The organism is Cellulomonas sp. KH9, from assembly GCF_900114185.1.
Taxonomy (GTDB): Bacteria; Actinomycetota; Actinomycetes; order Actinomycetales; family Cellulomonadaceae; genus Cellulomonas.
The window spans coordinates 151,511-173,041 of record NZ_FOSE01000003.1; the positions used below are offsets into that span (position 1 = coordinate 151,511).

The 21,531-nt window shown below is 74.8% G+C and carries 18 protein-coding genes and 1 tRNA gene; 13 read left to right on the forward strand and 6 right to left on the reverse strand.

The genetic code is table 11. The annotated features are described in order from the left end of the window. Nucleotides 1-64: 64 nt before the first annotated feature. Both BMZ16_RS10675 and BMZ16_RS10680 read right to left on the reverse strand, forming a co-directional pair. The gene (locus BMZ16_RS10675; RefSeq protein WP_089800324.1) at nt 65-460 is read right to left on the reverse strand and encodes a GNAT family N-acetyltransferase; all 396 of its coding nucleotides are present in this window, start codon (nt 458-460) and stop codon (nt 65-67) included. A 61-nt stretch (nt 461-521) separates the two neighbouring features. Continuing rightward, nucleotides 522-1,112 (reverse strand): SMI1/KNR4 family protein, encoded by a 591-nt coding sequence (locus tag BMZ16_RS10680; protein ID WP_143082800.1) that lies wholly within the window; start codon nt 1,110-1,112, stop codon nt 522-524. Nucleotides 1,113-1,512: 400 nt separating this feature from the next. On the opposite strand from BMZ16_RS10680, the gene BMZ16_RS10685 reads away from it, so the two are divergent. From BMZ16_RS10685 to BMZ16_RS10710, 6 genes are all read left to right on the forward strand, one after another. Beyond that, a tRNA-Arg gene (locus BMZ16_RS10685) sits at nt 1,513-1,585 on the forward strand. Between the two features lie 175 nt (nt 1,586-1,760). Beyond that, on the forward strand, nt 1,761-3,434 hold the full coding sequence (locus BMZ16_RS10690; RefSeq protein WP_089800328.1) for an NAD(P)/FAD-dependent oxidoreductase: 1,674 nt from the start codon (nt 1,761-1,763) through the stop codon (nt 3,432-3,434). Continuing rightward, nucleotides 3,431-4,927: an ATP-binding protein gene (locus BMZ16_RS19760; protein ID WP_089800330.1), complete on the forward strand. Its 1,497-nt coding sequence runs from the start codon at nt 3,431-3,433 to the stop codon at nt 4,925-4,927. The genes BMZ16_RS10690 and BMZ16_RS19760 overlap by 4 nt, the downstream gene beginning before the upstream one ends. Continuing rightward, a complete protein-coding gene (locus BMZ16_RS10700) occupies nt 4,924-5,265 on the forward strand; it encodes a UBP-type zinc finger domain-containing protein (protein WP_089800331.1) in 342 nt (113 codons plus the stop codon). The genes BMZ16_RS19760 and BMZ16_RS10700 overlap by 4 nt, the downstream gene beginning before the upstream one ends. Before the next feature lie 169 nt (nt 5,266-5,434). Then, nucleotides 5,435-5,782, forward strand: a complete 348-nt coding sequence (locus BMZ16_RS10705) for a UBP-type zinc finger domain-containing protein (protein ID WP_089800334.1) — start codon at nt 5,435-5,437, stop codon at nt 5,780-5,782. Between the two features lie 41 nt (nt 5,783-5,823). Beyond that, nucleotides 5,824-6,948 (forward strand): iron-containing alcohol dehydrogenase, encoded by a 1,125-nt coding sequence (locus BMZ16_RS10710; protein ID WP_089800336.1) that lies wholly within the window; start codon nt 5,824-5,826, stop codon nt 6,946-6,948. A gap of 18 nt (nt 6,949-6,966) precedes the next feature. Here the strand turns inward: BMZ16_RS10710 and BMZ16_RS10715 are convergent, their stop codons facing one another. Beyond that, a complete protein-coding gene (locus tag BMZ16_RS10715; RefSeq protein WP_089800339.1) occupies nt 6,967-8,289 on the reverse strand; it encodes an MFS transporter in 1,323 nt (440 codons plus the stop codon). A 226-nt stretch (nt 8,290-8,515) separates the two neighbouring features. Here BMZ16_RS10715 and BMZ16_RS10720 point away from each other — a divergent pair, with 226 nt between their 5' ends. The 5 genes from BMZ16_RS10720 to BMZ16_RS10740 all read left to right on the forward strand — a co-directional run bounded on the left by BMZ16_RS10720 (nt 8,516) and on the right by BMZ16_RS10740 (nt 13,393). After that, on the forward strand, nt 8,516-9,490 hold the full coding sequence (locus BMZ16_RS10720; RefSeq protein ID WP_089800341.1) for an ATP-binding cassette domain-containing protein: 975 nt from the start codon (nt 8,516-8,518) through the stop codon (nt 9,488-9,490). Beyond that, nucleotides 9,487-10,290 carry an ABC transporter permease gene (locus BMZ16_RS10725; protein ID WP_089800343.1) on the forward strand — a complete coding sequence of 268 codons (804 nt, stop codon included), beginning with the start codon at nt 9,487-9,489 and terminating at the stop codon, nt 10,288-10,290. Before BMZ16_RS10720 ends, BMZ16_RS10725 begins: the two co-directional genes overlap by 4 nt. 227 nt (nt 10,291-10,517) lie before the next feature. Beyond that, nucleotides 10,518-11,066, forward strand: a complete 549-nt coding sequence (locus BMZ16_RS10730; protein ID WP_089800345.1) for an alternate-type signal peptide domain-containing protein — start codon at nt 10,518-10,520, stop codon at nt 11,064-11,066. Nucleotides 11,067-11,240: 174 nt separating this feature from the next. Beyond that, entirely contained in the window at nt 11,241-12,722 is a 1,482-nt protein-coding gene (locus BMZ16_RS10735) for a BspA family leucine-rich repeat surface protein (protein WP_089800347.1), read from the forward strand. Continuing rightward, the gene (locus tag BMZ16_RS10740; RefSeq protein ID WP_089800349.1) at nt 12,719-13,393 is read left to right on the forward strand and encodes a signal peptidase I; all 675 of its coding nucleotides are present in this window, start codon (nt 12,719-12,721) and stop codon (nt 13,391-13,393) included. Before BMZ16_RS10735 ends, BMZ16_RS10740 begins: the two co-directional genes overlap by 4 nt. On the opposite strand, the gene BMZ16_RS10745 is transcribed toward BMZ16_RS10740, so the two are convergent. Then, complete coding sequence (locus tag BMZ16_RS10745; RefSeq protein ID WP_143082802.1) at nt 13,331-15,919, reverse strand: helix-turn-helix transcriptional regulator; 2,589 nt, start codon at nt 15,917-15,919, stop codon at nt 13,331-13,333. The genes BMZ16_RS10740 and BMZ16_RS10745 overlap by 63 nt on opposite strands. 198 nt (nt 15,920-16,117) lie before the next feature. On the opposite strand from BMZ16_RS10745, the gene BMZ16_RS10750 reads away from it, so the two are divergent. Beyond that, complete coding sequence (locus BMZ16_RS10750) at nt 16,118-18,601, forward strand: glycogen/starch/alpha-glucan phosphorylase (RefSeq protein ID WP_089800351.1); 2,484 nt, start codon at nt 16,118-16,120, stop codon at nt 18,599-18,601. A 264-nt stretch (nt 18,602-18,865) separates the two neighbouring features. Next, nucleotides 18,866-19,894: a hypothetical protein gene (locus tag BMZ16_RS19275; protein WP_177199666.1), complete on the forward strand. Its 1,029-nt coding sequence runs from the start codon at nt 18,866-18,868 to the stop codon at nt 19,892-19,894. Nucleotides 19,895-20,037: 143 nt separating this feature from the next. Here the strand turns inward: BMZ16_RS19275 and BMZ16_RS10765 are convergent, their stop codons facing one another. Both BMZ16_RS10765 and trmB read right to left on the reverse strand, forming a co-directional pair. After that, entirely contained in the window at nt 20,038-20,790 is a 753-nt protein-coding gene (locus BMZ16_RS10765; RefSeq protein WP_089800354.1) for a LysR substrate-binding domain-containing protein, read from the reverse strand. Then, on the reverse strand, nt 20,787-21,512 hold the full coding sequence (gene trmB, locus BMZ16_RS10770; protein WP_089800356.1) for a tRNA (guanosine(46)-N7)-methyltransferase TrmB: 726 nt from the start codon (nt 21,510-21,512) through the stop codon (nt 20,787-20,789). The genes BMZ16_RS10765 and trmB overlap by 4 nt, the downstream gene beginning before the upstream one ends. Between the last annotated feature and the right edge of the window lie 19 nt (nt 21,513-21,531).

The window sequence follows — 21,531 nt, forward strand, 5'->3', positions numbered from 1 at the left end:
AGAGGTGTCACCCGGGTGGCGCTCCCGGCTGCCGCGCGCGGGGCGCCGGGCGGAGGGGACCTCGTCACAGCCGCAGGACCCCCGCCGCCGTCGGCCGGAACCCGCACGCCCGGTAGAACCCGTCCAGGTGCGGCTCGAAGTCCACGTGCAGCCACGTGCACCCGGCCGCGCGGACCTCCGTGACGAGCCGCTCGACCAGCCGCCGCCCCGTGCCCCGGCGCCGGTGCGCGGCGTCCACCATCGTGTCGAGGACGAACGCGTGCGTGCCCCCGTCGCCGCAGGCGTGCACGAACCCGACGAGCTCGTCGCCGTCGAACGCCCCCACCCACGTGACCGCGTACCGGTCGAGGCGGGCCGCCCACGGCTGCACGTCGTCCGCGCCGCCGAACGCCGCGGCGTGCAGCCGGCTCAGGGTGACGTCGTCGACGGGGTACCGGACGCGCAGCACGGGGTCGCTCATGCGCCGAGCGTGGCGCACGGCCCGCCCGGGCGCGCACACCTTTCCCGGAGCCCCGCAGCCGTCACGTCAGGTCCGTGCGGGGCACGTGCCCACCCTGCGTGAGGTGCGTGAGGTCGACGTCCCACATGCCGTCGCGGCCGATGCGCCACGTGCCGGTGTCGAGCATGTCGTGCCAGCGGGCGATCCGCTGCGGCAGGGTCGAGTGCGCCACCACGAGCGGGTTGCTCTGCGGGTCGTGCCGGAACGAGTCGGGGCCGGGGGACGCGCCGTCCAGGACCAGCGGCAGGGCGTGCCCGTGCACGGCCACGACCCAGTGCGGCTGCCAGGGCACCGTGGGGGTCGCCCCCGCGCGGGCCTCCGCCCGCGACGCCTCCAGGTACTCCCGCGAGCGGCGCAGGCTCTCGTCGAGCGACGCGAACTCCTGCCCGGGGGCCAGGTGCGCCGGTGCCCGGCCTGGGCGCGCTCCCACACCGTCGCGCCACGTCCACAGCGCTGCCAGCTCGTCCGTCAGCAGGTAGCCGTGACGTGCGGCGACCTCGTCCGCCTCGTCCGGCGTGAGGCCGGGACGCAGACGGGTGACGACGACGGCACCGAGCCGCACGAGCCGTGCCGCCCAGCCGTCCAGGGCGGTGTGCACTTCGGCGGCGCTCACCGCGGGGCGTCCGGGCCCGGCGGTGCGGTCGGACGGGTCGATCGCGCCCCGCCGCGGTCTCGACGACCGGTCACGGTGATCCCCTCTCGTGGTGCGTGGTGCGTGGCTCGTGGTGCGTGCCTCGTGGTGCGTGGTGGGCGGGGACGTCGTCGGGCCCGCAGCGGGCGGTCACCGTGACACAGGTGCGCACTGGCGCGCGCCCGGACCGTGACAGGCCACCCGGTCGGCGCAGCGTGCAGGGGTGACGGGCGGCCCGAACGGCGGCCTACCGGGCGGTACGGCCTGCGCCGTCGGCCTGCGTTCCGGGCGTCGGCAGCCGGTGTGTCCCACGCCGCAGCGGATCGAGTTTGGGGCTGGCCCTCCGTGCCTGTATCGTTCTGGTCGGCCCGCGAGGGCCAGTGCGCCCGTAGCTCAATGGATAGAGCATCTGACTACGGATCAGAAGGTTGGGGGTTCGAGTCCCTTCGGGCGCGCAGATCGAAGGCCCGGCACCGGTGGTGCCGGGCCTTCGTCGTTCCTGCCCGTCCCGGTGGCCGGCGCGCGGTGCCCCCGGCCGTCGCAGGGGACCGACCGGGCGAAACGGGTGACACCGCCCGTTCCCGGGCGCAGACTGTTGGCCGTCGAGACCGCCCCGCCACGGAGGTCCGTGTGGCACCAGACGCAGCAGCCCGCCCCGCTCTCGTCACCGTCGACGACGACGCCGCGGTGTCGCGCGCCGTCGCGCGGGACCTGCGCCGCCGGTACGGCGCCGACTACCGGATCGTGCGGGCCGAGTCGGGTGCCGAGGCGCTGGACGTGTGCCGGGAGCTGAAGCTGCGCGGTGAGCAGGTCGCGGTGCTGCTGGCCGACCACCGCATGCCCGGCATGAGCGGCATCGAGTTCCTCGAGCAGGCGATGGACCTGTTCCCGGCCGCGCGGCGCGTGCTGCTCACGGCGTACGCGGACACGGACGCGGCGATCGACGCGGTCAACGTCGTGGACCTCGACCACTACCTGCTCAAGCCGTGGGACCCGCCGGAGGAGAAGCTGTACCCGGTGCTCGACGCGCAGCTCGACGCGTGGCGGGCCGCGGCACCGTCCACCGTGCACGGCCCCAAGGTGGTGGGGCACCGCTGGTCGGCGCGCTCGTCGCAGGTGCGCGAGTTCCTGGCGCGCAACCAGGTGCCGTACCGGTGGTTCGCGTCGGACTCGCCCGAGGGCACGCGCCTGCTGGAGGCCGCGGGCGTCGACGACGCACGGCTGCCGGTCGTCGTCACGTCGGACGGGGACGTCCTGGTCGGGCCCGACGACGCGACGATCGCGTCCCGCGTGGGGCTGGAGGTGCAGCCCGCGGAGGACTTCTACGACCTGGTGGTCGTCGGCGGCGGGCCCGCGGGGCTCAGTGCGGCGCTGTACGGCGCGTCCGAGGGGCTGCGCACGGCGCTCGTCGAGCGCACCGCGACGGGTGGGCAGGCCGGGCAGAGCTCGCGCATCGAGAACTACCTGGGCTTCCCCGACGGTGTCTCCGGCGCGCAGCTCACCGACCGCGCGCGGCGCCAGGCGCAGCGGTTCGGCGCCGAGATCGTCATGACGCGCGACGTGTGCGGGCTCGACGTCAAGGGCTCCGCGCGCGCCGTGCGGTTCGCCGACGGCAGCACGCTCGCGGCGCACTGCGTGATCCTCGCCAACGGCGTGTCCTACCGGGAGCTGTCCGGGCCGGGCCTAGGGACGCTCACGGGCCGCGGGGTGTTCTACGGGTCGGCGATGACGGAGGCGCCGGCGTGCCGCGACCAGGACGTGTACGTGGTCGGCGGGGCCAACTCCGCCGGGCAGGCGGCGATGTACCTCGCGCGCGACGCGCGCTCCGTGACCCTCGTGGTGCGCGCCGAGGACCTGCGCCGGTCGATGTCGCACTACCTCGTCGAGCAGGTCGAGGCGCACCCCCGGATCCGGGTGCGCACGGGCACCGAGGTCGTCGAGGCGATCGGCGACGAGCACCTCGAGCGGGTCGTGCTGCGCAGCGCCGCGACGGGCGACAAGGAGACGGTCGGGACCGGGTGGCTGTTCGTGTTCATCGGCGCCGCCCCGCTGACCGGCTGGCTCGACGGGACGGTCGTGCGGGACCCGCGCGGGTTCGTCCGCTCCGGCCCGGACCTCCTCACGGACGGACGTCCCCCGGCCGGGTGGCCGCTGGACCGCCCGCCCTACCACCTCGAGACCAGCGTCCCGGGGGTGTTCGCGGCCGGCGACGTGCGCGCCGAGTCCGCCAAGCGCGTCGCGTCCGCCGTGGGCGAGGGCGCGATGGCCGTCATGCTCGTCCACCGGTACCTGGAGCAGCTGTGAGCACACCCACCGACGCCTCCGACCTGCGCACCGAGCCGCCCGACGAGGCGCTGCCCTGCGACGTCGACGAGCTGCGCACGCTGTTCCTCTTCGAGCGCCTGGACGACGACCAGCTGCGCTGGCTGTGCGCGCACGGGCACGTGCTGTCCCGCGAGTCCGGTCCGCTGTACGTCGAGGGGGACCCCGCGCGCTGGCTGTACGTGCTGCTCGACGGGCACGTCGCGCTGTCCCGGCGGGTCGGTACGGACGACGTCGAGGTGTCGCGCACGTCGCAGCGCGGCGTCTACGGCGGGGCGACGGCCGCGTACCTGGGGGAGCGGGCACCCCAGCGGTACCCGCACACGATGCACGTGCTGGAGCCGTCGCGCTTCTACGTGCTGGCGGCACCGGACTTCGCGGAGCTGATGACCACGTGGTTCCCGATGGCGGTGCACCTGCTGGAGGGGCTGTCCGTGGGGCAGCAGGCCACGCAGCAGGCGGTGGGGCAGCGCGAGCGGCTGCTCGCGCTCGGCGCGCTGTCCGCCGGGCTGACGCACGAGCTGAACAACCCCGCGGCCGCGGCGAACCGGGCGACCGCGTCCCTGCGCGAGCGGGTGGCGGGCATGCGGCACAAGCTCGCGATGATCGCCGACGGCCCGTACGACGCGACGACCCTCGGCACCCTCGTGGACCTGCAGGAGCAGGCCGTGGAGTCCCTCGCCAAGTCCCGTGCGCCCGGGGCGCCGCCGCCCCCGACGGCGCTCGAGCGGACGGACGCCGAGGACGCCGTGGCCGACTGGTTCGACGCGCACGGCATCGCCGGCGGGTGGGACCTCGCGCCGACGTTCGTCACGGCACGGCTCGACCCGGGGTGGCTCGACGCGGTCGCCACGGCGGTCGGTCCGGGGATCCTCGAGGGCGCCGTGCGCTGGCTGTCCTACGCGCTGGAGACCGAGCAGCTGATGAACGACGTCGAGGACGCGACGTCCCGCATCTCCTCCCTCGTCGGCGCGGCCCGGCAGTACTCGCAGATCGGCCGTGCACCCGACCAGACGCTCGACGTCCACGAGCTGCTCGACTCGACGCTGACGATGCTCGACCGGCGCCTCGACGGGATCGTCGTGGTGCGGGACTACGACCGCACGCTGCCGCCCGTGCACGTCTACGGTGCCGAGCTCAACCAGGTGTGGACCAACCTCATCGACAACGCGGCCCAGGCCATGGACGGTGCCGGCACCCTGACGATCACCACGCGACGGGTCGACGACTGGCTCGAGGTCGAGGTCGCCGACTCCGGCCCGGGCATCCCGCCCGACGTGGTCGGCCGCGTGTTCGAGCCGTTCTTCACCACCAAGCCCGTCGGGTCCGGTACGGGCCTGGGCCTGGACATCGCGTGGCGCATCGTCGTGACCAAGCACCACGGCGACCTGTCGGTGCGCTCCTCGCCGGGGGACACCCGGTTCCTGGTGCGGCTGCCCTACGAGCCCGCCGCGACCCTGGGGGTGACCGCGTGAGGGCTGTCGACCCGAGCCTGCCGCCCAGCGGTCCCGGCTGCCTCGAGTGCGACGCCACGGGCGGCTGGTGGTTCCACCTACGACGCTGCGCCGCGTGCGGGCACGTCGGCTGCTGCGACTCCTCGCCCTCGCAGCACGCGACCGCGCACTGGCGTGCCACGGGCCACCCGCTCGTGCGGTCCTACGAGCCGGGCGAGGACTGGTGGTGGGACTACGCCGCGCAGGACTACGGCACCGGGCCCGCGCTCGCACCGCCGCTCGCCCACCCCACCGACCAGCCGGCGCCCGGGCCCGCGGGGCGGGTGCCCGCCGACTGGCCCTCCCGGCTGCACCGCTGACGACGCCGACCCGTTCGGCAACGCCCCTCGGGATCATGGAGAACCCGCACCGGCGCGCGCGCCACGACTGACGGGCGGCGGTCGGCGCACCTCCGGCACGGCTCCCGGCACGGCGTGCGGTGGCGCGGTACCCGGGCGCAGACTGGCCAGGAGCCCGAAGGAGCGCCCCATGAGCGTCAGCGCGATCGACCCGACCGTCCCTCCGAGCGGCCCCGGCTGCGTCGAGTGCGAGCAGGAGGCGGGGTGGTGGGTGGCGCTGCGGCGCTGCGCGGCGTGCGGGCACATCGGCTGCTGCGACAGCTCGCCCGGGCAGCACGCCACGGCGCACTGGCGCGCCTCCGGCCACGCCGTGATGCGCACCTACGAGCCGGGGCAGGACTGGTGGTGGGACTACTCCGCCGGGGACTACACCCTGGGCCCGGACCTGGCGCCGCCCATGGCGCACCCGGAGGACCAGCCCACGCCGGGGCCGGAGGGGCGGGTGCCGCCGGACTGGCGCGCGCGGCTGCACCCGTGACCGGTGGGCGCCGGTCCGCGACGTCCGCCTAGCCTGCTCCCGTGTCCACGTTCAGCACGGCGGGTCGGGTCGTCCTCGGGGCGGGGGTCTCGGAGCAGGTCGCCGACCTCGTGGCGGGCCTGGGGCGACGCGTCCTGGTCGTCGCGGGGCGGTCGGCCGACGTCGCCGGGCTGCCGGCCGTCGCGGTCCACCGGCACCGCGGGGAGCCGGACGTCGACGCGGTGCGCGCCGCGGTCGCGATCGCGCGCGACGTGCGTCCCGACGTGGTCGTCGGTTGGGGTGGCGGGTCGGTGCTGGACCTCGCCAAGTGCGTCGCCGTCCTGGCGCCCGGCGGCACGGACGTCCTCGACCACCTGGAGGTCGTCGGGCGCGGGCTGCCGCTGCCGGACGCGGCGCTGCCCGTGGTCGCGGTGCCCAGCACGGCCGGCACGGGCGCGGAGGTCACCGCCAACGCACCCGTCCGGGTCCCGGACCGGGGCGTCAAGGCCAGCCTGCGGGGCCGCGCGATGCTGCCGGCCGTCGCCGTGGTGGACCCGCTCCTCACGCTCGGCTGCCCGCCGGACCTCACCGCCGCGTCCGGGGCCGACGCCCTCACGCAGTGCCTCGAGGCGTACACGACGCCGCAGGCCACACCCCTGACGGACCCCCTCGCACGCGACGGCCTGGTCCGGGCGGGTCGCAGCCTGCGGCGCGTCGTGGAGCACGGTGACGACGTCGGCGCGCGCACCGACCTGAGCGTCGCGGCGCTGCAGTCGGGGATGGCGCTCGCGAACGCGAGGCTGGGCGCCGTGCACGGGCTGGCCGCCGCGCTCGGAGGGCGGCTCGGCGCGCCGCACGGTCAGGTCTGCGCGGCGGTGCTGGCGGCCACGACGGCGGCGAACGTCGCCGCCCTGCGCCGCACCGACCCGCACGGGCCGGGCCTGGCACGGTACGACGACGCGGCCGTCGCGCTCACCGGGCTCCCCGGTGCCCGCGCCGACGACGCGGTCGCCTGGCTGGCCGACCTCGTGGCGGCGCTGGCCGTGCCCGGCCTGGGCACCCTGGGGCTGGCGCGCGACGACGTGCCCGACGTCGTGGCCGACGCGCTGGCCGCGTCCAGCACGCGCGGCAACCCCGTCACGCTGACCCCCGCCGAGCTGACGGACGTCGTCGCCGCGTCCTGGTGAGCGCCGCGGCGCCCGCCGTCAGCCCCCGTGCGCCGGCTCGTCCGCGGGGCCGGGGACGGCGTCGTCGGACGCGCCCGCGCCGGACCCGCCGTCCGCCTGCGGGGCAGGGTCGGCGCCCGCCTCCGCGATGGCGCGGCGCCCCGACGGCAGCGCGACACCGGCGAGCACGACGAGGATCAGCGCCGCACCCGCCGCCACCAGCAGCGACTCCACCGAGTACCGGTCCGCCAGAGGACCGAACACGGCCATGCCCAGCGGCATCGCGACGGCCATGACGATAGCGACGAACCCGAACACGCGGCCCAGCCGCTCGGGCTCGACGCGCTCCTGCAGCACCGTCATGGTCGGCGTCGAGAAGAACGGCACGCCCAGGCCGATGAGGAACATGAACGTGAAGAACACCCACATGTTCGTCGACAGCCCCAGGCCGACGTTGAGGACGCCGAACAGGCCGGTGGTCAGCACCACCATGTGCACGCGGTTGCGCAGCCCTCCCCACCAGGCGACGGCCACGCCGCCGAGCGTCATGCCGATGCTGAACGCCAGCTCGTTGACCGTCAGCTTCCACACCTCGTCGCCGAAGGTGCGGACCACCATCAGGGGCGTGAGGAACGAGGGCGCGACGATGAGCACGAACACGACGCCCCACATCGTCAGGACCCACCGCACGAACGGTGTGGTCGCGACGTAGCGCACGCCGTCGACCAGGTCCGCGACGTACCCCCGGACGCCCGCCGTCTGGTCCGTGCGGACCAGCCGGGGCACGGGCACGAGCAGCAGCAGGCCGATCCCGATCGCCGCGGTGGCGACGTCGACGAGGAAGATCGCCTCGATCGACGCCCAGGCGTACAGGCCCGCCGCGAGCGCCGGGGCGACGAGCATCATGGCCGACTGGATGGTGGCGTTGATGCCGTTGACGCGCATGAGCTTGTCCGTCGGGACGATCTGCGGCAGCAGCGCGCCGACGGCGGGCGTCTGGATGCCGGCGCCGGCGGACCGGATCGCGGCGGCCACGTACAGCAGCCACAGGTCGTCGTACCCCGACAGCAGGAGCAGCGCGAGCGCGAGGGTCGTCACGGCGATGGTCGTGTCGGCGCCGATGATCAGCGCGCGGCGGTCGAGGCGGTCGGCCCACACACCGCCGAACACCGACACCACGGCCTGCGGCAGGAAGCCGACCGCGGCGTACACCGCCATGACCGTGCCCGAGCCGGTCTCGAGCGTGAGGTGCCACAGGATCGCGTACTGCACGAGCATCGACCCGAGCAGGGAGAACGTCTGACCGGTGAGGAACACCGACACGTCGCGATGCCAGCGGGGGCGGTCGGTGGACGTCGTCATGGCGGGCCTCCGGGGGGTCGTCGGTGGTCGCGGGCCAGACCCCGCGGGGCGGCCGGACTCATCGGCCGAGGCGGGGCGATCCCGCCATGCTCGCCCGGCGCCGCTGGGGGTGTCACGTGGTTTGCGGGGGTACGTGTGGGTGGTCGGGTGCAGCATCGGTCCCAGGCCGACGAGTCCGGGCAGGGCGGGCGGTCGGTACGTGGCGGGGCATGACGACGGGGGCACGATGACGGCGACCATCACGGCCACGGGGCTGGCCAAGCGGTACGGCAGCGTCGAGGCGCTGCGCGGTCTGGACCTCGAGGTCCCGGCCGGCACGGTGATGGGGCTGCTGGGCCCCAACGGCGCGGGCAAGACCACCGCGGTGCGGATCCTCACGACCCTGCTGCGGCCGGACGAGGGGACGGCCCGCGTCGCGGGGGCGGACGTGCTGCGTGAGCCCGAGCAGGTCCGGCAGCGCATCGGCCTGTCGGGGCAGAGCGCGGCGGTCGACGAGAACCTCACCGGTGCGGAGAACCTCGAGATGATCGGGCGGCTCTACGGCTTCCCGCGGCGCCGGGCACGGGCGCGGGCGGACGCCCTGCTGGGGGCGTTCGACCTCGCCGACGCGGGCGGGCGGCCCGCCAAGACGTACTCCGGCGGCATGCACCGCCGGCTGGACCTGGCGTGCGCCCTGGTCGCCGAGCCGCCCGTCGTGGTCCTCGACGAGCCGACGACGGGACTCGACCCGCGCAGCCGCCTGCAGATGTGGGACGTGATCGCGGACCTGGTGCGTGAGGGCACGACGATCCTGCTCACGACGCAGTACCTGGAGGAGGCCGACCGGCTCGCGGACGCCATCGTCGTCATCGACCACGGGCGCGCGATCGCCCGCGGCACCGCCGACGAGCTCAAGGCGCAGGTGGGTGGCGAGCGGGTGGAGGTGCTGCTGGCCGACGCGGCGGCGTCCGCCACGGCCCGCGCGGCCCTCGCGGACGTGGCGTCCGGGGACGAGGTGCACGCCGACGGCGACGGGCGGGCGCTCTCGGTCGCGGTCGCCGACGGCACGCACGCGCTGCGCCGCGTGCTGGACCGGTTGGACGCCGAGGGGGTCGCGGTCCTGGAGGCAGGACTCCGGCGGCCGACGCTCGACGACGCGTTCCTCACCCTGACCGGCCGGCCCGCGGAGGCCGTCCCCGAGCCGGCGGAGGTGACGGCATGACGACGCTGGCCCGCACGGTGGTCGACACGCACGTCGTCGCCAAGCGCAACCTGCTGAAGATCCTGCGGGTCCCGGAGATCCTGGTCGCCGTCCTCATCTCGCCGATCATGTTCGTCCTGCTGTTCGCCTACGTGTTCGGCGGGGCGATCGACCCGGGCGAGGGCGTCAGCTACCGGGAGTTCCTCATCCCGGGGATCTTCGCGCAGACCGTCGTCTTCGGGGCGACCTTCACGGGGGCGGGCATCGCCGACGACATGCAGAAGGGCATCCTCGACCGGTTCCGGTCCCTGCCGATGTCGCAGTCCGCCGTGCTCGCGGGACGCACGGCGTCCGACGTCGTCTACAACGTGCTCTCGCTCGTCATCATGGCGCTCACCGGGCTGCTCGTCGGGTGGCGCGTGCACGGCACGGTCCTGGAGGCGGCCGCGGCGTTCGGCCTGCTGCTCGTGTTCGCGTACGCGGTGAGCTGGATCATGGCGCTCGTCGGGGTGCTCGTGCCCAGCGTCGAGGTCATCAACAACGCGTCGTTCATCGTCATCATGCCGCTGACGTTCGTGTCGAACGCCTTCGTCCCGCTCGAGTCGTTCCCGGAGCCGCTGCGTCGCGTGGTCGAGTGGAACCCCGTGTCGACGCTGACCCAGGCGTGCCGCGAGCTGTTCGGCAACACCAGCCCGGACGCGGCCGTGCCGGACGCGTGGTCGATGCAGAACCCCGTGGCGTACACGCTGCTGTGCGTCGTGCTGATCCTCGTGGTCTTCGCACCGCTGGCGATCGCGCGGTACCGCCGCACCTCGCGCTGACGGCGGACTACGGGGCCCGGCACCCCGCTGCGCGCGCCTCCGGGGCACGGTAGCCGGGCCGGCCTACGGGGATCGGGTCGCGGGCCTGCGCGTCGCCGCAGTTCAGGGGCGTGCGCCTACCTACTCAGCACCCGCGGCTCCCGCTCTACGTGCCGCGTTCCTCGGCAGTGTTCAGGTCGTCGGAAGCACCCGCTCCGGCCCCGCAGACACGAGAGGACGCGTCAGCCATGACGACGACGACCAGCACCAGGACCACCACGAACCGCGGCGCCGTCAAGGGCGCCGTCGCCGCAGCGGCCGGCGTCGCCGTCCTGCTCGGCGGGATGGGCACCTTCGCCCTCTGGAACGCCGAGGGCGCGCTCGGTGACGGCAACCTGCAGACCGGGACGCTCGCCGCCGAGTTCGGCGACATCACGTGGAACGACGTCACCCCCGGCCACGAGAACGTGATCGCGGACCTCGACGGGTTCCAGATGGTCCCGGGCGACGTGATCGTCGGGACCTCCACGATCGAGGTCGTCGCCCAGGGCGAGAACCTCGTGGTCGTCCCGCAGGTCGTCGGCGAGACCGGCGTGCCGATCACGACGCTCTCCGACAACGTCACCGTCGGCGTCGTCCTCGACGGGGTGCCCGAGAGCGGGTTCCGCGAGGGCACCACCTCGGTCGACGCGACCATCACGATCGCGTTCGACGAGGCCGCCACGGGCGAGATGGGCCTGGGCTTCGACCTCTCGGCCACCAGCATCAACCTCCAGCAGGTCGCGCCCTCGGCCTGACGGGCGGACGCGCCCCCACGACCGCCGGCGGCGGCAGGTGGACCCCCCGCCACCTCCGCCGTCGGCTTCCCCCTCGCGCACCGACCGGCCCGAGCACCCCGACGGCCCGAGCACCCCGACGGCCCGAGCACCCCGACGACCCCAGCACCCCGACGACCCCAGGAGCTGAGCACCGTGCGACACGACACCCGCCCTGCACGTCCGCTGCGCACCGCGCTCCTCGCGGCCGCCGCCGGCATCGCCCTGGTGCTTGCGCTGCCCGCCACGTCCACGTACGCGGCGTGGCGGGCGCAGTCGCCGGTCGGTGGTACCCCCGCCACCGGCGCCCTCGCGATCGACGCCGTGGCAGCCGGCTCCTGGCAGCACGAGGGCGGTGCCGCGTTCGACCCCGCCACGGGCCGGCTCGAGGCCGGCAGGGCCGTGCTCTACCGCACCACCGTCGACGTCACCGCGATCGGTGAGAACCTGCGCGCCACGCTGGTGACCGACGTCGACGCCGCCGTGCCGGCCGACCTCGCCGGCAGGATCACGGTGACGTCCGACGACGTCGCCGTCGCGGGTGCCCCCACGCCGCAGCGGGTGCCCGTGACGGTCCGCGTCGCGGCCGGGTCGCTGCCCGCCGGTGAGCGGTCGTTCGGCCTGCGCCTGGACCTGCGCCTGACCAACGGTCACGGCTGGCAGGACGCGGCGTCGCACGACCTGGGCACCCTCACCACCCGGGGACCTGCCGCCACGGGCAGGCTCCGGCTGCTCTTCGACCTCACCAAGGGCACCGACCGCACGGTCGCGCTCCACGTCGACGACGCCCGCGCGACCATCCAGTGGAACGAGGGGCAGGGCACCACCGCGCTCGTCGACGGCCGGAACGTGCACACCTACCCGCCGGGCGCCACGTCGGTCACCGCGCTGGTCGCCGGGCACGTCGGCAGCCTCGGGTCACCGGCGCAGACGGTCGCGGACATGCAGGAGCTCGTCCAGGTGCAGAACTGGGAGGAGGCCGTCGGCACCACGGACGCGTCGTACGCCTTCCACAACGCGGTCAACCTCCAGCGGGTCGACGGCGTGCCCTCGACCCTGCGGACCACCGACCACATGTTCTCCAACGCGCGCGCGCTGCGGCAGGACTTCGCCGGGCAGGGCATGTTCAGCCGGGTCGAGTCGATGTCCCACATGTTCGCCGGCGCGACGTCGTTCACCGGGTACGTGGGCGGCTGGGACACCTCGAACGTCCGGGACATGTCCGGGATGTTCGCCGGCGCGACGTCGTTCAACTCCTACGTCGGCGGCTGGGACACCTCGAACGTCCGGGACATGACGGACATGTTCCACGGTGCCAGGGCGATGTCGCAGAGCGTCGCGGGCTGGGACGTCACGCAGGTGACGGCGTGGAGCGGGTTCAACACCGACGCGCCCGGGCTCACGACGTACCTCATCCCGCCGAGGTTCCGCGCCCCGGCAGCCGACGTCGCGGCCGACGACCTCCTCGCCGACGACGCCGCCGAGCCGGTGCTCCCGGTGGAGCCGGTCGACCCCACCGACCCCACCGACCCTGCCGACCCCGCCGACCCCGCCGACGCCCCGGACGACCTCCAGGACGCCCCCAGCCCTGACGCGGCCCTCGTGGCCGTGCCCCGCGACGAGGAGACGGACCGATGACGACCACCACCGCACCGCGCGAGGCCGCACCGCCCGTCCCCGCACCCGTCGCCCCGTCGGCAGAGGCACAGCCCCGGAGCAGGGCCCGGGTCGTCGCGCGCAGCGTGGGCGTCGGGGTCAGCTACGGCGTCCTCGCCGTGGTCCTGCTGCTCGCAGCGGTCACCATCCTCGTGCCGCGGTTCACCGGGTCGGTCCCGCTGACCGTCCTGTCGGGCTCGATGGAGCCGGCGCTGCCGGTGGGCTCGCTCGTCGTGGTCCGCCCGGTCGACCCGGCGGACGTGCGGATCGGTGACGTCGTCACCTACCTGCCGCACCCGAACGACCCCACGGCGATCACCCACCGGGTCACGGGCGTCACGCACCGCACCGACGGCGGGCGGACGTTCACGATGCAGGGCGACGCCAACGACGCACCGGACCTGCCCGTGCAGGACCACCAGGTGCGGGCGCGCGTCTGGTACGTCGTGCACCACCTCGGTCACCTCAACTCGGCCGTCAACGTGGACGACCGGCACCTCGGCGTGTACGTGGTCGCGGGCGGGTTCTTCGTCTGGGCGCTCGACCTGTGGCGCCGCGCGTCGCGTGCGCGGACCGCGCCGTCCGACGCCTCACTCCTCGACGAGGGCGGTGCCGGGCAGGGCGCGCAGCAGGGCCCGGTCGGACACCCGTAGCTTCTGCATGGCCCGGTACAGGTGGCTCTCCACCGTCCGTACCGACAGGTAGAGGCGGCTGGCGATCTGCCGGTTCGACAGGCCCTCGCGGGCCAGCACGGCGATCTGCGACTCGCGGCTCGTCAGCGGCGCGGTCCCGGCCTCCGCCGGGCGTGCCGCCGCGGCGATGGCCGGGCCGGTGGCCGCGCGCACCTCGTCCTCGGTGAACGCGCCGCGGCCCTCCTGCTCGGCCCGCTCGTGCGCGACGCCGAGGCCCACGTGCACCAGCGGCCCGGGCACGCCCATCGCCGCGACGGCACCCAGGACGTCGCCGCTCGTCCCGTGGACCATGGCGCGGTGCAGGTGGACGAACGGCCGCGCGACGGGGATCCGGGTCCGCGCGCACAGCTCCTCCAGCTGCGCGAGACGCTCGTGCGTCAGCCGCAACGGCGCGAACGCCCAGCACAGCACCGCGCTCGCGAGCCGACCCATGGCCAGCTGCTCCTCACCCGCCGCCCACAGCTGCTCCCCGTCGGGCGCCTCGTCGCCGCCGGACCGGAAGTACGCCACCTCCGTGGCCGCCCACGGACGGACGAAGTCGAGTGCGGGCAGGTACGGACGGGGCGTGGCGCGCAGCTCGTCCAGCAGCGCCGCGGCCAGTTCCGGCTCGCCGTCACGCGCCCGCAGCGTCGCGGCCAGCCCCAGGATGCGCTCGTCGTACGGGCTCTGGACCGGGCCGCACCGGCCCGTCTGCAGCACGAGGCTCAGGGTGCGCCGCGCACCCACGTGGTCGCCGGCGACGAACTGGGCCGTCGCCAGGCCGCGTGCGGCGAGCCGGACGCCGATCAGGCTCAGCTCGTCGTACGCGGCGCTCAGGCGCTCCCGCGCCCAGGCGGTCGCGTCCTCGAGGTGCCCGCCGAGCAGCAGCGCGTCTCCCCGCAGGGCGTCGAGCTGGTGACCGAGGACCCGCCGGCGCCCTGAGCCCGTCCAGTCGCCGAGCAGCTCGAGCGCGTGGTCGGGGGCGCCCGTCTCGATCGCGGCCTGGACCCGCAGGACCAGGACGAAGTCGCGCAGCGGCTCGGGGATGCGCGCCCCCGCGAGGTCGGCGACGCCCACGGCCGACGGCTCGGGCGTGGAGAGCCGCTCGAGCGCGGCGAGCACCTGCTCGTCGAGGTCGGGGAGCACGAGCCGACCCGTGGGCCCGGTGTCGTGCGTCAGCCCGTCGCGCAGCGAGCCGCCCGTGCACGCGGCCCACTGCCCGCGCAGCAGCACGTAGGAGCCCAGCTCGTCGGCGTCGTCGGCGGACGACGGCACCGTCCCGGCGAAGATCTCGTCGACGTCGATGGAGGCGAGGTTGTCGAGCAGCCGCAGGCGCAGCAGGGGCAGCGCGTTCGCCACGTCGCGCCGCTCGAGCCAGGTGCGGTGACGCTGCGAGGCCTGCGTCCGGACCGACTCCATGAGGATCGCGACCTGCTGGTGCGCGGACCCGTCGGGCAGGTCGGGGGAGGGCGCCTCGATGCCGGCGGGCAGCGTCAGCGCGGGCGGCCCCGCCATGCCGGACCCGAGGACCTCGTCCGCGCGGGCGCGCAGGTCGGCGTGGGCCGCGGGGGACAGGCGCAGGCGCAGGGCCTGCCCGAGGGCAGGCGGGCTCACCGCGACGGTGGGTTCCCGTCCGCCCTCGTGGACGACGACGCGGCCGGCCCGGTCGAGCGCGGCCAGGATGTCGGCGCCGAGCAGCCGCCGGGCGGTGCCGAGGTCCACGAGCCCGAACCAGGCCAGGACGTCCAGGCCACGTACGAGCGCTTCCGGCAGGCCCGGCAGCAGCGCCAGGGCGACGGCGTCGGCGCGGACGAGGTCGAGGGCGCCCGTCTGCGCCCAGCGGCCCCGGACGCGGGTGACGGCGCCCGCGTCGACGGCTGCGCGGACGAGCGCGAGCGCGACGCGCGGGTTGCCGCCCGAGCGTCCCGCCACGACCGACGCGAGGTGGCCCTCGACCTGCCCGGCCAGCGCGTCCGCGAGCAGCGCCGACATGGCGCTGACGCCGAGCGGTGCGACATGCGCAACGACGGCCCCGGGCGCGAGGTCGGGGACCCGCGCACCCAGGTCGGCCCCGACGGGCGCGCCCAGGACGAGCCGGGCCGTGCTCACGTGCCGGCGGGTCACCGCGGCGACCACCGCGGCCGAGGCGTCGTCCAGCAGGTGGGCGTCGTCGACGACGACGGCCGCCGGGCCCGTGCCGACAGCCTCCGCCAGCGCGGCCGTGGCCTCCGGCAGCCCCCACCGGGCGCCGCTGCGGGGCCCCAGGAGAGGGTGGGTGGCGAACGCGGCCAGTGGCAGGTCGCGGCCGGCCGCGCTGCCCGCGAGCGTCACGACGTCCGTGCCGGACGTCCGCAGGCGCTCGGCGAGCGCAGCCAGGACGGTCGTCCGCCCGGAGCCCACGTCCCCCAGCAGCACGACGTCGTCCCCCGCGCGGACGTGGCGCGCCGCGGTCTGCGTCGCGGCGTCGTGCACGAAGACGGCGCCCGGACGGCGGGCCGTGTCGGTCATGGCTCCCACAATGGCCCTCGACGCCGGTTCGTGCCCCGACAACGGGGTCCCGGCGTGCCGTGTGGCCGCGTCGTGGGTGAGAAGTGGGTGAGGCGTGGCGTACGACACGCCGCGAAACGCGCGGTCTGGGAGGTTCGTGCGCCGGGGCCGGGGCTCTTGCCCTGGTCGGAAAGGGATGGGGCAACTACCGTTGCGCAAGTGACTGAGAACCGTGCCAACGGCACCGCACCAGTGACCGCGCCGCAGCACTCCGTCGATGGCTTCGTCAAGGAGTTCCTGCGTGAGCTGAACTTCGGACAGGGGGTCACGCTCGAGCGTGCCAGCGTCAACGACCAGTACCTGGCGCTCGCGCGCACGGTGCGGGAGTACCTCATGGCCCGGTGGCTCGAGACCGTGCGTCGGCAGCGGGAGGCCCAGGCGAAGTCGGTGGCGTACCTGTCCGCCGAGTACCTGCTGGGTCGGCAGCTCGACAACGCGCTGATCGCCACCGACATGACCGACATCGTCGAGGAGGGGCTGGCCTCGCTCGGCATCGACCTCGGGACGCTGCGCGAGCAGGAGGTCGAGCCCGGCCTCGGCAACGGCGGCCTCGGACGGCTCGCCGCGTGCTTCGTCGACTCGCTCGCGACCATGAGCGTGCCCTGCATCGGGTACGGCATCCGCTACGAGTACGGGATCTTCCGCCAGACGTTCGTCGACGGCTGGCAGGTCGAGCAGCCGGACACGTGGCTGTCGCTCGGCGCCCCGTGGGAGTTCCCGCACCCCGAGGACGCGGTCACCGTGCACTTCGGTGGCACGACCGAGAAGTTCGTCGACGAGGACGGCGTCGAGCGTTCCCGCTGGATCCCCGCGTGGGACGTGCTGGGCGTGCCCTACAACTACATGGTCCCGGGGTACCAGAACGGCCGCGTGAACACGCTGCGGCTGTGGAGCGCCCAGGCCACCAAGGCGTTCGACCTCGCCATCTTCAACTCCGGCGAGTACGTCGACGCGGTGCGCGCCCAGACGTTCGCCGAGAACATCTCGAAGGTCCTGTACCCCGAGGACTCGACGCCGCAGGGCAAGGAGCTGCGCCTGCAGCAGCAGTACTTCTTCGTCGCGTGCTCGATCCGCGACTTCGTCGAGAACGTGCTGCCCGAGGACTTCGACCTCCACAACCTGCCCGACCGCATCATCTTCCAGCTCAACGACACCCACCCGGTCATCGCGGTGCCCGAGCTCATGCGGCTGCTGGTCGACGAGAAGAAGTGGGACTGGGACGAGGCGTGGGCCGTCACGCAGAAGTGCTTCGCGTACACCTGCCACACGCTGCTGCCCGAGGCCCTCGAGGTCTGGCCCGTCGCGCTGCTGGGCAAGCTGCTGCCGCGGCACCTCGAGATCATCTACCGCATCAACGACGAGTTCCTCGCGGAGGTCGCCCAGCGGTACCCCGGTGACGAGCTGCGCCTGCGCCGCATGTCGATCATCGCCGAGCACCCCGAGCGCTCCGTGCGCATGGCGTACCTCGCCACCATCGCCGGCTCCAAGGTCAACGGGGTCGCGGCGCTGCACTCCCAGCTGCTGCGCGACAAGGTGCTGCCGGACTTCTCGGAGTACTGGCCGGACAAGTTCACCAACGTCACCAACGGCGTCACCCCGCGGCGGTTCGTGCGGCTGGCGAACCCGGCGCTCTCGGAGCTCATCACCGACGCCATCGGCCCTGGCTGGATCACCGACCTGGCGCGTCTGCGCGAGATGGAGCCGCTGGCCGACGACGCCGAGTTCCGCGAGCGGTTCCGTGAGGTCAAGGCGCACAACAAGGAGCGGCTCAACGCCCTGCTGGAGCGCCGCGACGGCATCACGCTGCCCGCCGACGCCATGCTCGACGTGATGGTCAAGCGCCTGCACGAGTACAAGCGCCAGACGCTCAAGGTGCTGCACATCGTGTCGCTGTACGAGCGCATCGTCAGCGGCGAGCTCGACCCGGCCACGATGCAGAAGCGCGTGTTCGCGTTCGGTGCCAAGGCCGCGCCCGGCTACAAGATGGCCAAGCAGACGATCGGCCTGATCAACCACGTCGGGCGCACGGTCAACACCGACCCTCGGGTGCGCGGTGCGCTCACGGTCGTGTTCCCGCCCAACTACAACGTCACGCTCGCCGAGACGCTGATCCCGGCGGCGGACCTGTCCGAGCAGATCTCGCTGGCCGGCAAGGAGGCGTCGGGGACGGGCAACATGAAGTTCGCCCTCAACGGCGCGCTGACGATCGGCACGGACGACGGCGCGAACGTCGAGATCCGCGAGCTGGTCGGCGACGAGAACTTCTTCCTCTTCGGCCTGCTGGAGCCCGAGGTGGAGAAGATCGTCGCGTCGGGCTACCGCCCGTCGGCGTACTACGAGGAGAACCCGCTGCTGCGCCGCGCGATCGACCTCATCGCGTCCGGGGCGTTCGCGGGGGGCGACCGGTCGGTCTTCGAGCCGATCGTGTCGAACCTCCTGCACGAGGACCGGTTCCTCGTCCTGGCGGACTTCCAGTCCTACCTCGACGCGCAGGACCGGGTCGACGCGGCCTACCGCGACACCGAGGGGTGGACGCGCTCCGCGATCCTCAACGTCGCGCGCTCCGGGTTCTTCTCCTCCGACCGGTCCATGTGGGACTACATCGACCGCATCTGGCACTCGCAGCCGCTCGTCGCCCGCTGAGGCGGACCGAGCCGCACGCACACCGGCCCCGTCACCCGCGCCACCGCGCGGGTGACGGGGCCGCGTCGTGCGTGCGTCGCACACCCGGACGGCGCACACGGTCGACAAACTTCACCTGCCCTGAGCGCCCGGTTCCTCCCGGCGAGGGCGGTTCGGGCGACAAGTGCCGGATGACCTGCAGTGACACGCGCCATAGCCTCCGGATCAGCAGTGTGTCCGCGCTATCCGCCCACCCGGTCCCCGGAGGGCAACGAAGGAGCACCCGTGTCACCCACCCGATTCCGGCGAGCCGCAGCGGTCGTCGCACTGTCCGTCCTCGCGTTCGGCGGCACGGCCGTCGCGGCGCAGGCCGAGGTCGTCCCGTCCCCGGAGCCCACGGTGTCGGTGTCCCCGACGCCGACGGCGGAGCCCACGGCCGAGCCCACCGCGGAGCCGACCGTCGCGCCCACCCCGGAGCCGACCGTCACGCCCACCCCGGAGCCCACCGCGGCCCCCACGGCGACGCCGACTCCGACGCCGACTCCGACGCCGACCTCCTCGCCCACGCCGACGCCGGACCCCGAGGTCGTGACGGTGCCGGCCCCGACCGTCGAGGTCGCGCAGCCCGGGTGCACGGGGCTGAACCCGGCCGCCAAGGGCACGATCACCATCACCCCGGTGGACTCGGTCGACTGGATCATCCTCGACACCGACTCCCTGTACGGGATCGGCGAGGACGACCTCGTCGCGCAGCCCGACGAGCCGGGCGAGGCGGGCTCCGTCGAGGTCGCACCGGGCACCTACTACGCCTACGCGTACCCCTACGAGGGTGAGTTCGGTGACCTGGGCAGCTGGACGCGGATTCCTGACGACCTGGTCATCGCGCGGACGATCACCGTCACCGCGGCCGTCTGCCCGGTGGCCGACCAGCTGACCGACGCCACGAAGGGCGGCTTCACCGCCCCGGCGACCGTCGCCCCCGGCGCCCCGATCGTCCTGTCCGGCCTGCCGGCCGGCGCCACCGTGCGCGCGTACCTGTTCTCCGTGCCCACCGACCTCGGCTCGGCCACGGTGGCCGCGGACGGCACGGTGCGTCTGACGATCCCCGCGTCGACCACGACGGGCACCCACCGCATCGCGGTGTACAACGCGGACGGCACCCTCCTGGGCTGGCAGCAGGTCCAGGTCCTCGCCGCCGGAGGCACGCTGGCCGTCACCGGTGTCGACCCGGTCGCAGGCGCCGTCGGCGCCCTCGTGCTCGTGGCGGCGGGCGGCGCGCTCGTCCTGGCACGTCGTCGCATGGCGACCCGCTGACCGACCCGCACCACCCCGCACCATCCCGGCGCCCGGCCGGCCACCGCACGGTGGCCCGCCGGGCGCCGGCGCGTCGTGGCCGGACGCCGCCGCGCGGCGGCCCGGGGCTGCGGCGTCGACGGCCGGATCGAGCGACTGCTGCGTCAGCGGCCGCGCCGCGGCCTGCCCCTGCCCGGTGCCGGTCGCGCGGTGCGACGGGTCGGCCGTGCGTCGCCGGACCGGCGTGCGCCCTTCTCCTCGGTGGGCCGGCGCGGGGTCGGCTCGTCGCCCGTGCGCCCGCGCGAGCTGCCGGCCGTCCGCCCGCGGACGATCCCGACGAGCTCCTGCACGTGCGGGTGCTCGTCCTCGCTGCGCCACACCAGCACCACGGGCGACCCGGGGGCGTCCGGCACGGGGCGCACGGCGGTCCCGCGCCGGTCGTGCAGCCGGGCCAGCGCGTGCGGCACCACGAGCAGCCCGCTGCCGGACACCACCAGGTCCGCGGCGGTCGGGACGTCGGGGACCTCGAGCACGTCGACGCCCGGGGGCAGCCACCCCAGGACGTCGTCCGCGGGCACCAGCACCGTCTCGCCCGCGAGGTCCGCGACGTCGACCTCGTCGACCACGGTCAGCACGTGGTCCTTCGGGACGACGACCACGGTCTGCTCGGTCCACAGCGGGACGACGCCCCAGCCGGTGGAGGTCGTCGGGACCGTGGCCGACAGCCCGGGCGGCCGACCGGCGGCGTGCGCGGGCGGCAGGCGCAGCACCGCCGCGTCGACGTCACCGCGCAGCACGGCGTCCGCGGCGTCCGCCGCGGAGCCGCGCACGACCTCCAGCGGCTCGTCCGGCAGGCGGTCGCGCCAGACCCGGTCCCAGCGGTCGGCGCCGGTGCCGGGCACCAGCAGCAGCCTCATCGCACCCGCCGCACGACGACGTCCGTGACCTCGTGGCCCAGGTCCAGGCCGCGCTGCTCGAACCGGGTGACCGGGCGGTGCGCCGGGCGGGGCACGACCCCGCCGGTCAGGTCGGGGTCGGCGCCGAGCACGTCGCTCATCTGCTCGGCGTACGCGGCCCAGTCGGTGGCGACGTGCAGGGTGCCCCCGACGCGCAGCCGGTCCCGCAGCAGCGCCACGTGCGCGGGCTGCACCAGCCGGCGCTTGTGGTGCCGCGGCTTGGGCCACGGGTCCGGGAAGAACGCGTGCACCGCGTCGAGCGAGCCGGGCGCGACGTCGGCGCGCAGCAGGCGCAGCGCGTCGCCGTGGGCGACGCGCACGTTCGTCAGGCCGAGCCGCTCGACGAGCAGCAGCAGCGCCGCGACGCCCGGCAGGTGCGCCTCGACCGCCAGCCAGTCCCGGTCGGGGTCGGCGGCCGCCATCGCGGCCGTCGCGTCGCCCATGCCCGAGCCGATCTCCAGGACCACCGGGGCGCTGCGGCCGAACAGCGCGACGGTGTCGAGCAGGCCCTCGGGCGTCCGGGGCGGCGGCATGCGCGGGTCGTCGACCGAGAAACCCCACCGGGGGAACAACCGCGTCAGGGCGTCCGCGCGGTCCGCGCCGAGCGGCGCGCGGCGCGGGTGGAACGTGCGCAGCGGCTCGTGGGGGCGCGACGCACGGTGGGTGAACACGTCGGGCTGCACGGCGTCCAGCCTACGCACC